The organism is Micromonospora sp. NPDC047074 (assembly GCF_040643815.1).
Taxonomy (GTDB): domain Bacteria; phylum Actinomycetota; class Actinomycetes; order Mycobacteriales; family Micromonosporaceae; genus Micromonospora.
The window spans coordinates 1-13,863 of record NZ_JBEYVB010000011.1 but is presented as its reverse complement, the minus strand read 5'-3'; the positions used below and the strand labels follow the sequence as shown (position 1 = coordinate 13,863).

The following is a 13,863-nucleotide window of genomic DNA, read 5'->3' as shown; positions in this document are numbered from 1 at the left end:
GTCACGACGCGCTCCGCAGCGACTCCCGGATGCGCGACCGCTGCACCTGGCCGGTGGCGGGGGTGCGCGGGATCGCGGGCAGCACGACCACCCGGCGCGGCTGCTTGAAACCGGCCAGCCGACCGGCCACGTGGCCGCGTACCGTGCCGACGTCCGGCGGGGTCGCGCCGGGCGCCAGCACCAGGACCGCGCAGACGACCTCGCCCCAGCGGTCGTCGGGCAGGCCGACCACGGCCACGTCGACGACGCCGGCCAGGCCCCGCAGGGCCGCCTCCACCTCGACCGGCGAGACCGACTCGCCCCCGGTCCGGATCACCTCCCGGACCCGGCCGGTGAGGTGCAGGTAACCCTCCTCGTCCAGGCGACCCAGGTCGCCCGAGCGGTAGACGCCGTCCGGCAGGGCGGCCGCCGTCTCGGCGGGCAGCCGGTGGTAGCCCGACATCAGCGCCGGACCCGTGACCAGCACCTCGCCGACCTGTCCGACACCCTCCGCGGCGACCCAGAGGGCGCCCGGGAAGGCCGGCCGGCCGACGCTGCCCGCCTTCCGGGCCAGGTCCGTGTCGGGCAGCGCGCTCATCCGGCCGGCCTCGGTGGAGCCGTACAGGACGGTCGTGGTGGTGCCGGGCAACCGGTCCTTGATCCGCGCGACCAGGTCGGCCGGCAGGGCCGAGGTGCCGGTGTCGGCGTGCCGCAGCGAGGAGAGGTCGGCCCGCCGGTGCTCGCTGTCGAGCAGCCGTTCCCACACCGCCGGGATGCAGTAGAGCGCGGCCGGCCGTTCGGTGCGGACCACGTCGATCAGCCGGGCCGCGTCGGCCCGGGGCACCAGGTGCACGGCCGTCCGGTTCTGCCACGCCTCCAGCACGTAGTGCCAGCCGCCGTAGTGGTAGAGCGGGAAGCTGCACAAGACGCCGCCCGGGCCGCGGATGGCGGCGGTGAAGGTGCCGCCGCCCGGCGCGGCGCGCAGCCAGCTGGCCCGGTGGCTGACCAGCGCGCCCTTCGGCTGACCGGTGCTGCCGCTGGTGAGGTAGATGATGTGCGGGTCGGTGTCGGCCAGCCGGTCGGCGCCCGCAGGCGCGGTGGCCGCCGCCCGGGCCGTGAGCGCGTCGAGGTCGGCGCCGGGGCCCGGTGCCCCGCCGAGGCCGGCCAGCGGGGTGCCCGCCGGCGCGTCCGGGCGGTCGCTGACCAGGAGTCGGGGCTCCAGGTAGTCGAGCACGGCCTCGGTCTCGACGGGGGAGAGGCCCGGATTGAGCGGTACGAAGACCGCCCCGAGGCGGGCGCAGGCGACGAAGCCGTCGAGGGTACGCAGGGTCGGCGCCGCCGACCAGGCCACCCGGTCGCCGGGCCGCACCCCGAGCCCGGCGAGGGCGTTCGCCGTGCGGTTCGCCTGCCGGTCCAGCTCGCCGAAGGTGATCCGCCGGCCGCACAGGGTGCCCGCGAGGGCGGTCGGTGTCATCCGCGCGGCCAGCCGGACGATCTCGCCGATCAGCAGGCTCACGGCTGCCCCCAGTCGGCGCCGAGCCGGACCTGGGCGGGGTTGATCGCGCCGTACCGCGTCTTGTCCCGGGTCATCCGCACCGCCTCCGGGATGGCCTCGATGCCGGTCAGTTGATGCGTCACCAGGGACTCCACGTCGACGTCGGAGCGGGCGACCAGGCGCAGGGCCTGGGTGAAGACGGTTCCGGAGGGGGAGTATCCGCCGGCGCCGGAACGGGGATGCAGCAGGGAGACCGCCCGTTCACGGAGCAGGCCGAGGGGTGCCGGCGTGTCGTCGGGCAGCACCGAGACGCCGACCACCCGGCCACCCCGGCGGGCGCAGCGGGCGGCCAGTTCCAGGGTGTCCACGCCGGCCAGACCGTGCCCCGGTGACCCGCCCGCGGTCTCGACGACCACGTCCGCGCCGACGCCCCCGGTGGCCGCCAGGATCGCCGTCAGCACCGGATGGTCCCCCTCGGTGCCGTCCGGGGTCGCGTCGATGACGAGGTCGGCGCCGAACCGCCGGGCGAGGGCGAGCTTGGCCGGGCTGCGACCGCTGACCGCGACGAGGCCGGCGTTGCCCCGGCGGGCGACCTGGACGGCGAGCAGGCCCATCACTCCGGCGCCGAGGACCAGGACGCTCTCGCCCGGCGCGACGGCGGCCAGGGCGTGGGCGTGCAGCGCCCCGGCGAGCGGCTGGATCGCCGCGCCCGCGGTGGCACTCACCCCGGCGGGGATCGGCACCACGGCGTTCTCGGGTACGACCACCCGCTCGGCCAGCGCCCCCGGGCGGGTGAAGCCCAGGAACTCGGGCCGGACGCAGGCGTCGGCGCGGTCGTGCCGGCAGGCGGCGCAGTGCCCGCAGGTCAGCGTCTCGACGGCGGTGACCCGGTCACCCGGTTGGAAACGCCGGACCCCGGCGCCGACCGCGCCGACCACGCCGCAGAACTCGTGCCCCCCGAAGCGGACCGGGCCGTCCGCCAGCGCACCGGCCAGCCGTCGGTGCAGGGCGATCGGCTCACCGGCGATCAGCATGCACTCGGTGACGCTCGGCTGCACGCACGCGACGTCGATCAGCACCTCACCGGGGCCGACCTCCGGATCGGGCACCTCGTCGACCCGGAGGTCGCCGAAGCCATGCAGGACGGCGGCGCGCATCGTGCTCCTTCCGACGGGCGGGGGACGGCCCTTGCCTAGCCGATTGAATTTTGTATCTAATATCCAAACAAGGTCAAGGACTCGGCTCGGAGGAACGCATGGAGCGTGAACTCGTGGTCACCGGCGTCGGCGGCCAGGGCATCCAGCTACTCGCCAAGACCCTCGCCCTCGCCGCCACCCGGGAAGGGCGGTACGCCATGCTGACCGCCGACTACGGCGGCGAGATGCGCGGTGGCCCCTCCCGGGCCGGCGTGGTGATCGGCGACGCCCCGCTGCGGAGCCTGCCGGTGCTCGCCGCCGCCTGGTCGGCCATCGTCGTCCACCACCGGTTCAGCGAGCCGGCCCTGGCGCGGCTGCGCCCCGGCGGGCCGGCGGTGGTGAACGTGCCGCTCGTCGACCCGGCGAGCCTGCCCGAGATGACGGTGTACCCGGTGGACGCCAGCGCCGTGGCGAAGTCCGTCGACGCGCCCCAGGCGATCGGGTTCGTGCTGCTCGGGGCGTACAACGCGGTCGCCGGGGCGGTCGATCCCGAATCTCTGGTCGAGGCGATGACCGAGCTGCTGCCGCCCTACCGCCGGCAGCACGCCCCGGCCAACGCCCGGGCGCTCGCCGCCGGCGCCGCCGTACCCGCAGTGCCGGCCGGTGCCCGGGTGGGGGCGACGTCGTGACCCGGGAGTTGCTTGAGGGCAGCGCGGCCATCGCGGCGGCGGCGATCACCGCCGGCTGCCGCTTCTTCGCCGGCTACCCGATGTCGCCGTTCACCGGCCTGCTGGAGAGCATGTCGCGCGAGCTGCCGGCGGCCGGTGGGGTGTGCGTCAACGCCGAGAGCGAGATCGAAGGGGTCAACATGGTGCTCGGCGCGGCTGCGGCCGGCGCCCGGGCCGCCACCGGCTCCTGCGGCCAGGGGATCGCCCTGATGCAGGAGACGATCGCCGAGGCGGCGCTCAACCAGACCCCGTTCGTCGTCTTCAACATGGCCCGCAACCAGCAGGACTACTTCCAGTGCACCCGCGGGGGCGGCTGGGGAGACTACCGGACGATCACCCTCGCGCCGAAGGACGTCACCGAGGCCGTCGCGCACACCCAACTGAGCTTCCACCTCGCCGAGCTGTACCGCGCCCCGGTGATCCTGTACGGGGACCCCCTGATCGCCCAGACCCGCGTCTCGGTCACCGTGGCACCTCAGGATCACGGGCCGCTGCCGGAGCGGGACTGGGTGCTCGACGGCACGGGCGGCGGCACCGGCAAGTCCCGCCAGGTCTGGACCTGGGCGATGGGCAAGGCGACCGACCCGGGCCCCGGCCCGGACCGGCACTGGCGGGCGGTGGCCGACAAGTTCGACGCCATCGCCGCCACCGAGGCCCGGTTCGAGCAGGCGCACGTCGAGGACGCCGAGACGGTGGTGGTGGCCTTCGGCACCGCGGCGCTCTTCGTCGAGTACGTGGTCGAGCAACTGCGCGCCGAGGGCCACCGGATCGGCTGGTTCCGGCCGGTGACCCTGTGGCCGTTCCCCGGGGACGCGTTGGCCGCCGCCACCACCGGGGCCCGCCGGGTGCTCGTGTTCGAACTCAACGCCGGGCAGATGCTCGACGACGTCCGCATCCACGCCGCCGACCGCTCGGCCGTCCGGTTCATCGGCGGAGTCAGCATCGCCGAGTCCGGACTGGCCTACGGCGACCTGATGGACGCGCCGGTGATTCGGGACCGGATCCTCGCCGCACTGACCGGAGGTGCCCCCGCATGACCCGGGAACAGATCATCATCGACACGTCGGGCCCGCCCTCGGTGCCCGCCCGCAAGGTGGCCGACCCGCGGCCGTCGCTGCTCCTCGGCGAGCACTCGCTCTGCCCGGGCTGCGGCGAGCCGGTGGCGTTGCGCCTGCTGCTGGAGGTCCTCCAGGAGCTGGACATCGTGCAGCGGAGCATCGGGGTGGTGGGGCACGGCTGCTACGGCAGCTTCGTACGGATCATGGACGTCGACGTGCTCCAGTGCCTGCACGGCCGGGCGCCCTCCTGCGCCACCGGAATCAAGCGCGTCCGGCCGGAGTGCGCCGTTTTCACCATGCAGGGCGACGGCGACATGGCCAACGAAGGGCTCCAGGAGGTCCTGCACGCCGCCGCCCGGGGCGAGAAGATCACCTGCGTCATGCTCAACAACGGCGTCTTCGGCGACACCGGCGGCCAGCTCACCGCCACCACCGTGCTCGGCCAGCGGACCAAGACCAGCCTGGCCGGTCGGGACGCGGCGGCCCACGGGTACCCCATCCCGGTGGCCGATCTGGTCGCCGGGTTGCAGGGCAGCGCCTACGTCGCCCGGGGCGCGGTCTCCACCGCCGGTGGGGTGGCCCAGACGAAACGGATGCTGCGCCGCGCCTTCGAGACGCAGCTCGCCGGTGCCGGGTTCAGCCTGGTGGAGATCCTCACCATGTGCCCCACGGGATGGTTCGTGCCGGCCGGCGAGGGCCCCGGATATCTTGGCGGCTCGCTGGAGCAGAGCTATCCACTCGGGGAGTTGGTCACGTGACACCACTGGTACGCGCGAAGGCGGGTGAGGCCGTCGCCGGGCACATTCTCGGGCTGCTCTTCGACGGCACGCTGCGCAGCGGCGACCGGATCGACCTCGACAGCATCGCCACCACCCTCGACGTCAGCCGCGTCCCGGTCCGGGAGGGGCTGATGCAACTGGAGCGGGACGGCCTGGTGAGCATGCCGCACTACCGGGGCGCGTTCGTCTCCGCCTTCGACGCGGGCACGGTCCGCGAGGCGTTCGAGCTGTACGGCATGCTCAGCGCGTTGACCAGCAGCCGGGCGGCCACGTCCGGCGACGCCGGGCTGCGGGAGACGCTCGACAAGCTGATCGAGGCGCTGGGCGGCTGCGACCAGGTGGACGAGTTCGAGCGGCTGGCCCGGGAGTTCCGCAAGGTGGTCAATCTCGCCGCCGCGGGGCCGCACCTGCGGGCGCTGCTGCGTACCTTCAGCGGTCTGGTACCGGTCGCGGCCAGGTTCTCGATCGAGGACGCGATGGACGAGGAACGGGCCGCGTTGCGCCGCGAACACGCGGCGTTGACGGCCGGCGATCCCGAGGCCGCCGCCGAGGCGAGCCTCGACCACGTGTTGATGACGGCCGAGAACGCGGTGCGGGCGCTGCAACGACGCGGCGTCTTCGCCGCGGAGGCCGCGCCGCCCGCCACCGGGGGGGACCGCGCCCGGCTGCTCGGCATCGTGCGGGCCACGACCGGAGGAGTACGCCCGTGACGGCACCGGAGAACGCGACGAGGACCAGCCGGGGCACCCTGGTCATCGACGTCGAGAGCTGCAAGGGTTGCGAGCTGTGCGTCATCGCCTGCCCGCCCGAGGTGCTGGTGATGTCCGACGAGGTCAACGAGATGGGCTACCGGTTTCCGGAGCTGACGCCGGGCTGCACCGGCTGCACCGCCTGCCAGATGGTCTGCCCCGACTTCGTCTTCTCGGTCTACCGACTGACGCCGGCCAGAACGGACGGAGGACCGGACCGCGCCGCCCGGTGACGCTACCGTCTTCCCCACCGCGCCCGGGCCGCCGTCCGCGTGGCCGGTTCGGCCGCGCGGGTCGAGGCGTGCCGGCGCATGAGGGCGACGTACCCATCCTCGAGAGTCGGTGGGACGGGGGCGGCCTCGGGGGCCGGGCGCGTCGGGCTGACGACGCGGTACCGGAAGCCGTCCCCGCTGTTGACCGCCGACACGACGACGCCGTCCGCGGGCGGCGCGCCCGTGGTGCGTACCTCCCAGGTGGCGCCCTCGGCGGCCCGGGTCAGCTCGGTCACCGGGCCGGTGTAGATCACCTGACCGGCGGTGAGCACCGCCGTGTCGTGGCAGGTCTGTGCGATGTCCTCCACGATGTGGGTGCTGAGCAGCACGGTGCGGTGCCCGGCGAGCCCGGCGAGGAGCGTCCGGAACCGGATGCGTTCCTCCGGGTCGAGCCCGGCGGTGGGCTCGTCGACGACCAGCAGCGTCGGGTCGCCGAGCAGCGCCTGGGCGATGCCGAGCCGGCGGCGCATGCCGCCGGAGAAGCCCTTGATCCGGCGGCCGGCGACGTCGGTCAGACCGACCGTGTCGAGTAGTTCCCCGATCTGCCGGCGGCGCGCCGCCGGGTCGTCCAGCCCCTTGAGCAGGGCCACGTAGTCGAGCAGCTCGCGGGGCGACAGGTCCGGGTAGAGGCCCAGGTCCTGGGGCAGATAGCCGAGCCGGCGCTGGACGGCGCGCCGGCCGGCCCGGCTCGTCATGTCGTGTCCGCCGATGCTCACCTGCCCCGCTCCGGGCGCGAGCACGCCGGCCATGATCCGCATGAGGGTCGTCTTGCCGGCGCCGTTGCCGCCGAGCAGACCGAACATCCCGCCCGGCACGGTCAGGTCGACGCCCCGCAGCGCGGCGACCCGGCCGAACGAGCGGCGCAGTCCCGTGATCGCGATGTCCATCTGGCTGTCTCCGAGGCTCAGGCCGGGTGCCGGCGGGTTCGCAGCAGGCCGGCCGCGAGCAGCGGAAGCAGGCCGGCGACGACGAGTAGGGCGATGCTGGCCGCCGCGGCGGACGTGGTCGGCGCCGGCCGCAGGAACGGCAGCGGTCCGGGTATGCCCGCCTGGAGGACCGGTGTCCCCAGCAGCCAACTCGCGGCGTAGCTGCCGACCGGGGTCAACAGGGACCCGGTGAGGGTGGGCAGGGTGACCGGGAGGGCCAGGTTGCCCCAGAACCAGTAGCCGACGAAGAGCACCCGGAACAGCGGCGCGGTCAGGACCAGCGGGCAGACCAGCGCGTATCCCGCCACGAACACCAGCGCCGGGGCGAGGACGGCGGCGAACGCCGCGAGACCCCAGCCGAGTGTCGCCGGGTCGCCCCGGCGGACCGCCTCGTAACCGGCCGCGACGAGCATGGCGAGCAGAGCCGGCGTACCGGTGGCCGTGACGCTGCCGAGCCAGGTGCCGGCGAGCCGGCCCGCCGGCCCGGGCGGCAGGCTCGCCAGCAGTTCGGCGGTACGCAGCCGGCGGTCGCGCAGCAACCTGTCGGCCAGCGCCATCCCGAACGCGATCGGCAGGATCACGGAGAACAGGAACGCCCACCGGGTCATCACCTCCCGGGCCGGCGCGCCGGACGGGGCCGGCGCGTACCGGGGGCCCATCCCGAACCGGCCGGCGGCGAGCAGGCAGGCGAGCAGCCCGACCGTGATCCACAGCGATTGCTTACGGATCTGCATCCGGAACTCGTACCGGGCGACAGCCAGCGTCTCGCGCACCCCGGTCACACCTCCTCCTCGGTCGGCATCCGCTCGGGTCGGCGCAGCAGAATCAGGACACCGGCGGCGAACGGCACGGCCGCGACGGTCAGCAGCAGCCGGTCGGTGATCCAGCCCGGGTCGGCGTCGAGCCGGCTGGCCGGAAACAGGTGGAGCGGTCGGGCCCAGGCACGCGCAGCGAAGGCCGGGGCGAACATCTGGTGCGCCAGCCACACGCCGGCGGTGACGGTGGTGGCCAGCAGCATGCTGCGGGTGAGGAACGCCGTGAAGACCGCCAGGCCCGCCAGCCACGCCACGGGCGGCCCCCAGACCAGCGGCGACGCGATCACCGGTGGGCCGGTCCAGAGGCCGGCCGCCCAGACGGCGGCCGAGAAGACGACGGCGACGACGGAGGTGGCACCGGCCAGCAGCCCGAGCCGGCGGCCCAGCACCGTCGCGTACCCGGTCGGCAGCGACAGGTGCAGCTCGTGCGCGCGGCCGGTGGCGACGACCGACGTCGCGGCCATCGCCACGGCCAGGGGCAGCAGCGCCTCCAGCCCGGTGAGCAGGATGAGGGACACCTGCGCGCGTCCGGCGCCGTTGCCGGCGGCGAGGACCGCCACCGCCACCGCCGTGGCGACGGCCACGACCGGCGCGGCGCAGGCCGCCCGGCCGAGCCGGCCCGCCTCGTGTCTCCAGATCTCCACGCCGATGAGTGCGCGCAGGGGCCACCCAGGTTCACCCGCCGAGGAGTGATCCGGGTCACGACCGGAGCCGGGCGACCCGCGGCGACGGCAGGTCGGGCGCGACCGCCAGCGCGCCGGCCAGCATGGCGGCGGCGACGGCCAGGGTCGGCCACGAGGTCTGCCACAGCGCCCCGACCATGCCGGACACGGCACCGTCCAGCGAACCGGACGCGGCCAGCACCCGCAGGACCCACAGGGCCAGGGCGACGGACAGGCCGACCGCCGGGCGCCACACGACCGAGAGGGCGAAGCTCACCGCGGAGAGCAGGACCATCGGACCGAGCCAGGCGGCGAGCAGCCCGCCCGCGCCGCCCGCGCCGGCCAGGCTCAGCACGAGCGAGCCGATCGCCGCGGCCCCGAAGACCGCCCCCGACGCCACGGTCAGCCGGGCCAGCAGGACGGTACGCACCGACGTCGGCGTGGCCCGGATCAGCTCGATCGCCGGTTCGTCGCCACCGTACGCACCGGCCACGGCGAGCGCCGCGACCAGCGGGACGACCACCGCGAGCACCGGCTCCGCCGAGGCGGACGCCGACGCGGCGAGGGCGAGGCCGGCGACGAGCACCACGGCGCAGACACCCCACACCCGCCAGCCCACCAGCCGCCACTGGTACGCCAGGACGCCCACCGCCCGCGCGACGGGGTGCGCACCGGGTGCCGCCCCGTACGCCGGTGGCGCCGCGGCCCGGCCGCCGGCGTACGAGGCGGCGATGCGGGCCCGTACCGCGACGAGCACGGAGACCGGCGCCGGCACCTCCCGGGCGCGCACGCCTTCGGCCACGTGTCGCCAGCCGGCGGCGTCCTGCCGGCACGCCACGCAACGGGACAGGTGCGCCGCGACAGCCGCCGCGTCGCGGTCCAGCAGCGTGCCCGCCACGTACCCGGCGAGTTGGTCGGTCGGGTGCCTCATCGCGTTCCTCCCCGCCCGGCCCTGCGCCGGGTCGCCACGGAATCGTCCCCGGGATCGCCCGACAGCGCCCGGGCCAGGGCGGCGCGGGCGTGGAACAGGCGGCTCTTCACCGTCCCGACCGGCACCTCGAGCACGGCGGCCGTCTCGTCGTGGGTGAGCCCGGCGCCGAAGGTGAGGTCCAGCACCTCCCGGTGGATCGGCGCCAGCCCGGCCATCGCCCCGGCGACCGCCCGCGCATCCGCCCGGGCGAGCGTGACCGCCTCGGGGCCGGGCTCCCCGGCCGCCAGGTCGGCCGCGGCGTCGATCGGCAGGTGCACCGGGCCCCGGTCCGCCAGGCGCCGCAGCGCCTGCCGCCGGCAGATGCCGAACAGCCAGGTCCGGACCGTGGACCGGTGCTCGAAGGAGGCGGCACCCCGCCACACCGCCAGCAGCGTGTCCTGGAGCGCCTCCTCGGCCCGGTGCCGATCCGAGAGCAGCCCGTCGGCATAACTCAACAAGGCCGGCCCGTGCCGGACATACAGCTCTTCGAGCGCAGACTGGTCACCGGCGGCCACCATACGCAGCAGCCGCCGGTCGGCATCCTGCTGCTCAGCGACCGTCGCGTCCATCCCCACCTGCGTAGCCGCCGCGACCGCGCAGGTTCATCCCGGAGCGGCAGATGTGGCCGGGGTCACCCCGCTGCCGTGCCGGTCGCCGCCCACCCGCGGTCGTCAGCGTCGCCGGCAGAGGTCGGCGTGCCGGCTGCACGGCGGGTAGCCGGACGAGCCGAGCACGGCCGCCTCGACGTCCCCGGCGAGGTGGTCGACGAACGCCGCCGCCAGCGACCGGTCCTCGGCCGGCGTACCGCGTCGGTACACGAACTCGACCGTCCAGAACGGGTAGCCGGCGCGGATGTCCGCGACCGTGCCGTTGCGGTCGTCCAGGCTCACCGGCGCGACACCCGGTTCGGACGTCGCGTCGGGCGCGTCCGCGTACCCGATCGCGCCGGGCACCTCGGCCACCCGCCTGAGCAGCCCGGCAGTCGTGCTCTCCTCGCAGAGGATGCTGGCGTTCGCGGCGTAGTCGAGGCTGACGCAGTCCGAGGAGGTCCGGGTCCCCTGCGGCCTCGGTACGCGTCCGTCGCCGAGGACGTGCCGTTCGAACACGTCCCGGGTGCCGGACTGGCCCCTTCCGATGATCTTGACCGGGATCGGCGGTAGCCGTCGGTCGAGGTCCCGCCAGGTCTTCTGCCGGCCGTCGAAGACCGCGCGTACCTGTTGCCGGGTGAGCGTCAGCCGGTCGACGCCCGCCGGGACGACCGAGGGATGCACCACGATGGTGTACGGGACGATGGCGATCGCCCGCTCGACCAGCCCGGGAAACGCGCCCGGCTCGGCGGGGCCGTCGGAGAAGGCGAGCCGGCCGGCGGCCTCGGCGGGCGTGGCGTCGCGGAGCTGTTCCAGGCCCTGCCGGCTGTTGGAGGTCGCGATCCGGATCCTGGCGCGTCCGCAGTAGCTGCTGTAGGAGCCGGCCGCCTGGCCGATCGCGGTGGCGAACGCGCTGGAGCCGCCCACGACCAGGTCTCCCTCGGCGCACCGGGGCGCCCCCGGTGGCGTCGGCCGGAGGCCGGCCGAGGAGAACAGGAGGGCCACGGCCAGCGCCCCGGCGCAGAGCGACGCGAACACCGCCGTGACGACCCGCCAGGTCCGGGCGTTGCGCCGCTGCTGGGTGCGGGCGTCGACAAGCGTTCCGCCCCGGATCAGTCCGCCGACCTGCACGGTCTCGTCGGTGCTGCCGCCGCTGAGCAGGACCAGCAACTTGAACCGGGTGCCCGCGTTGAGGTGCTCCCTGGGCAGGACGATCCGGTTCCGGTCGATCACCAGACCGGGGCCGATCAGCTCCACCAACTCGGGTGGTTGCGACTCGGTGACGTCGACGGTCTGCACCGTACGGCTACCGAAGCTCAGGCTGACCGGAAGCTGGTAGTCGTCGGCCTGGATGTCGTGCGCGCCGGCATTGGTGAGGCGGACCACGACGATGGACGGATCGGCGATCAGTGCGTGCCGCCGGTCGTGCAGCCGGATCACGTGACCGGCGTCGGGCGGGTCCAGCCCGAGCGGGGAGTTGAACAGCACGTGGTACGACAGCGCCTTGTGGCGTTCCTGGCGCGCCTTCACTTCCTTCCACGTGCCCCACGCGGCGGGCACCACCAGCCCGAGGACGAGACCCCAGATGCCGCCCTGGGTGAGCAGTGCCTCCACCAGCGCGTCGACGACGCCGTCGGGAAACCTAGGCATTGTCGGACGGCACGGTGGCCGGCGGCGGGGTCACCCGACCAGTTGAACCACTGTGGACGAACAGCAGATGGCTTCGCGGTGGCGCGCGGTGGACATCGCCCGGACGACCGGCTGAACCAACGCCTTGGGACCGACGCCGGTCAGGGGCCCGGGGGCGGCCCGCTACCTGTAGCCAGCCTGCGTGCAGACCTTCAGCAACTGGGAGTAGGCCGAGGTCCTGTCCCGCAACGCCCGGTTGAGGGCGAGGACGTCGTTCGTGTCCTGGGTGCCCGCACTCTTCTTGGCCTCGTACTCAGCTTTCACGGCTGTGAACTTCTCCAGGGCGGCCGCGTGATCGAGGATCGCCGACCGTACGTCGGAGTGGTTGGCCTTCGCCGCGGCCTCCCGCAGGTGCGCCACGTCGCGTGGCTCGCCGCTTCCGGACGAACCCCTGATCGCCTCGTGGCAACCGGCGGCCGGGTCCGAGCCGAGCCCCAGGCCCGGCCGGTCGCCACCCGGACCGTCGCCGCCCAGACGGTCGCGGAACAGCAGGAATGCGCCCCCCGCGCAGGAGCAGAGCAGGCAGCAGGCGACGAGGCCGGCGATGACGAAGTGGTACCACTTCACGGCCCAGCGGCGGTTGCTCGGGGGCGGAGCCGGCGTGGGATCCGGCGGCGGAGGACCTGTCGGCGAGGTGGGCTGCACGCGTTCCCCTTCGGACAGCCGGCGACTGAAGAGAATGACGAGTATCGCAGAGAACTCGCCACCGGGAGGGCCGCTGCGGCCCGCGGCGACGAGAGGGGCGGGCCGGAACCCCGGTGAGGAGGCTCCAGCCCGCCCGGCCGCTCGTGCCGGCCCTGTCAGAGGGTCAGCGTCCAGTTGTCGATGTACCCGGTGTCACCGCTGGCGGCGTCCTGCACCCGCAGGGTCCAGGTGCCGTTGCGGGCCTCGCCCGAGAGGTTGACGGTGTAGGTCTGGTTGATGTTGTCGGTCGAGCTGCCGGTCCGGTTGTGCAGCACGTAGGTGCTGCCGTCCGGGGCGACCAGGGTGACCACCAGGTCACCGATGTAGGTGTGCACGATCTGCACCCCCACCGTGCTGGTGGCGGAGGCGTTGCCGGTGCAGCCGCTGACCGTGACGATGCTGTTGACCGTGGCGTTGTCGCTGATCGTCATGTTGGTGTCGTTGCTGCCACCGCAGGACGGGGGCGCGGAGCCGGTGAGGTTGAGCGTCCAGGTGTTCAGGTACCCGGTGTCGCCGCTGGCCGCGTCCTGGACGCGCAGCTTCCAGGTGCCGTTGGCGACCTCGCCGGCCAGGCTGACGTTGTACGTCTGGTTGATGTTGTCGGTCGAGCCGCCGGTGCGGTTGTGCAGCACGTAGGTGCTGCCGTCGGGGGCGACCAGGGTGACCACGAGGTCGCCGATGTAGGTGTGCACGATGTTCACCGCGACGGTGCTGGCCGAGCCGGCGTTACCGGTGCAGCCGGAGATGGTTATCGAGCTTTCCACCGTGCTGCTGTCGGCGATGGTCACGTCGGTGCCGTTGGTCTGCGAGCAGCCGGGCGGCCCGTTGACGGTGAGCTCGTAGGTGGCGGAGCGGGTCACCTCCGCGCCGGCCCCGTTCACGGTGATCGCGTAGGTGCCGGGGGCGGTGCTGGCCGTGGTGGCGACGGTCAGGGTGGCCGAGCCGCCGGAGGTGACCGAGGCCGGGCTGAAGGAGGCGGTCGCGCCGGCCGGGAGGCCGGTGGCCGACAGCGTCACGGTCTGCGCGCTGCCGTTGGTGACGGCGGTGGAGACCGTCGCGGTGACCGAGCCGCCCGGGTTCACCGCGCCGGCGTTCGGCGAGACGGCGACCGAGAAGTCGTTGCCGACCGGGCAGGCCGTGTCGTTCCCGGCCACGTTGACCGAGGTCCAGGCGGCCTGGACGGTCTTGTACTCAAGGCTGCAGATGCCGTGCAGGTCGGTGGCGGCGCGCAGGGTGTACGCGCGGGCGGTGTTGGCGGGGTTGCTGGTGTTGACGTAGGCGGTGTTGGAGGTGAAGTAGGCGTCCAGGGCCCGCCACCAGATCTTCTCGGCCTT

General features: G+C 74.1%; 15 protein-coding genes. 5 read left to right on the top strand and 10 right to left on the bottom strand.

Annotation, left to right across the window (positions count from 1 at the left end):
* Position 1: 1 nt before the first annotated feature.
* Together ABZ809_RS16425 and ABZ809_RS16420 are read right to left on the bottom strand one after the other, a co-directional pair.
* Positions 2-1,495, bottom strand: coding sequence for an AMP-binding protein (locus ABZ809_RS16425; protein WP_357563334.1), 1,494 nt, complete (start codon positions 1,493-1,495; stop codon positions 2-4).
* The gene (locus tag ABZ809_RS16420) at positions 1,492-2,631 is read right to left on the bottom strand and encodes an alcohol dehydrogenase catalytic domain-containing protein (protein WP_357563333.1); all 1,140 of its coding nucleotides are present in this window, start codon (positions 2,629-2,631) and stop codon (positions 1,492-1,494) included. The genes ABZ809_RS16425 and ABZ809_RS16420 overlap by 4 nt, the downstream gene beginning before the upstream one ends.
* 98 nt (positions 2,632-2,729) lie before the next feature.
* Between ABZ809_RS16420 and ABZ809_RS16415 the strand changes: the two genes are divergently transcribed.
* The 5 genes from ABZ809_RS16415 to ABZ809_RS16395 are packed head-to-tail and all read left to right on the top strand — an operon-like array spanning position 2,730 to position 6,157.
* Positions 2,730-3,299: a 2-oxoacid:acceptor oxidoreductase family protein gene (locus ABZ809_RS16415; RefSeq protein WP_357563332.1), complete on the top strand. Its 570-nt coding sequence runs from the start codon at positions 2,730-2,732 to the stop codon at positions 3,297-3,299.
* Positions 3,296-4,375, top strand: coding sequence for a hypothetical protein (locus ABZ809_RS16410; protein ID WP_357563331.1), 1,080 nt, complete (start codon positions 3,296-3,298; stop codon positions 4,373-4,375). Before ABZ809_RS16415 ends, ABZ809_RS16410 begins: the two co-directional genes overlap by 4 nt.
* A complete protein-coding gene (locus tag ABZ809_RS16405) occupies positions 4,372-5,154 on the top strand; it encodes a thiamine pyrophosphate-dependent enzyme (protein ID WP_357563330.1) in 783 nt (260 codons plus the stop codon). The genes ABZ809_RS16410 and ABZ809_RS16405 overlap by 4 nt, the downstream gene beginning before the upstream one ends.
* The gene (locus ABZ809_RS16400; protein WP_357563329.1) at positions 5,151-5,885 is read left to right on the top strand and encodes a GntR family transcriptional regulator; all 735 of its coding nucleotides are present in this window, start codon (positions 5,151-5,153) and stop codon (positions 5,883-5,885) included. Before ABZ809_RS16405 ends, ABZ809_RS16400 begins: the two co-directional genes overlap by 4 nt.
* Positions 5,882-6,157: a 4Fe-4S dicluster domain-containing protein gene (locus ABZ809_RS16395; protein ID WP_357563328.1), complete on the top strand. Its 276-nt coding sequence runs from the start codon at positions 5,882-5,884 to the stop codon at positions 6,155-6,157. Before ABZ809_RS16400 ends, ABZ809_RS16395 begins: the two co-directional genes overlap by 4 nt.
* A gap of 2 nt (positions 6,158-6,159) precedes the next feature.
* Here the strand turns inward: ABZ809_RS16395 and ABZ809_RS16390 are convergent, their stop codons facing one another.
* The 8 genes from ABZ809_RS16390 to ABZ809_RS16355 form a co-directional block, all read right to left on the bottom strand.
* On the bottom strand, positions 6,160-7,083 hold the full coding sequence (locus ABZ809_RS16390; protein WP_357563327.1) for an ATP-binding cassette domain-containing protein: 924 nt from the start codon (positions 7,081-7,083) through the stop codon (positions 6,160-6,162).
* Positions 7,084-7,100: 17 nt separating this feature from the next.
* Entirely contained in the window at positions 7,101-7,904 is an 804-nt protein-coding gene (locus ABZ809_RS16385; protein WP_357563326.1) for a hypothetical protein, read from the bottom strand.
* On the bottom strand, positions 7,901-8,581 hold the full coding sequence (locus ABZ809_RS16380) for a hypothetical protein (RefSeq protein ID WP_357563325.1): 681 nt from the start codon (positions 8,579-8,581) through the stop codon (positions 7,901-7,903). The genes ABZ809_RS16385 and ABZ809_RS16380 overlap by 4 nt, the downstream gene beginning before the upstream one ends.
* Before the next feature lie 55 nt (positions 8,582-8,636).
* Positions 8,637-9,530 carry a zf-HC2 domain-containing protein gene (locus ABZ809_RS16375; RefSeq protein WP_357563324.1) on the bottom strand — a complete coding sequence of 298 codons (894 nt, stop codon included), beginning with the start codon at positions 9,528-9,530 and terminating at the stop codon, positions 8,637-8,639.
* Positions 9,527-10,138 (bottom strand): RNA polymerase sigma factor, encoded by a 612-nt coding sequence (locus tag ABZ809_RS16370; protein ID WP_357563323.1) that lies wholly within the window; start codon positions 10,136-10,138, stop codon positions 9,527-9,529. The genes ABZ809_RS16375 and ABZ809_RS16370 overlap by 4 nt, the downstream gene beginning before the upstream one ends.
* A gap of 102 nt (positions 10,139-10,240) precedes the next feature.
* The gene (locus ABZ809_RS16365; protein WP_357563322.1) at positions 10,241-11,806 is read right to left on the bottom strand and encodes a substrate-binding domain-containing protein; all 1,566 of its coding nucleotides are present in this window, start codon (positions 11,804-11,806) and stop codon (positions 10,241-10,243) included.
* Positions 11,807-11,968: 162 nt separating this feature from the next.
* Positions 11,969-12,412, bottom strand: coding sequence for a hypothetical protein (locus ABZ809_RS16360; protein WP_357563321.1), 444 nt, complete (start codon positions 12,410-12,412; stop codon positions 11,969-11,971).
* 233 nt (positions 12,413-12,645) lie between these two features.
* Positions 12,646-13,863 (bottom strand): proprotein convertase P-domain-containing protein (locus ABZ809_RS16355; protein WP_357563320.1); only part of this gene is annotated, 1,218 nt, incomplete at its 5' end.

Coding starts and splice junctions, on each gene's coding strand:
- ABZ809_RS16420 (WP_357563333.1), bottom strand. CDS start 2,631: ATGCGCGCCGCCGTCCTGCATGGCTTCGGCGACCTCCGGGTCGACGAG.
- ABZ809_RS16415 (WP_357563332.1), top strand. CDS start 2,730: ATGGAGCGTGAACTCGTGGTCACCGGCGTCGGCGGCCAGGGCATCCAG.
- ABZ809_RS16405 (WP_357563330.1), top strand. CDS start 4,372: ATGACCCGGGAACAGATCATCATCGACACGTCGGGCCCGCCCTCGGTG.
- ABZ809_RS16390 (WP_357563327.1), bottom strand. CDS start 7,083: ATGGACATCGCGATCACGGGACTGCGCCGCTCGTTCGGCCGGGTCGCC.
- ABZ809_RS16375 (WP_357563324.1), bottom strand. CDS start 9,530: ATGAGGCACCCGACCGACCAACTCGCCGGGTACGTGGCGGGCACGCTG.
- ABZ809_RS16370 (WP_357563323.1), bottom strand. CDS start 10,138: ATGGACGCGACGGTCGCTGAGCAGCAGGATGCCGACCGGCGGCTGCTG.
- ABZ809_RS16365 (WP_357563322.1), bottom strand. CDS start 11,806: ATGCCTAGGTTTCCCGACGGCGTCGTCGACGCGCTGGTGGAGGCACTG.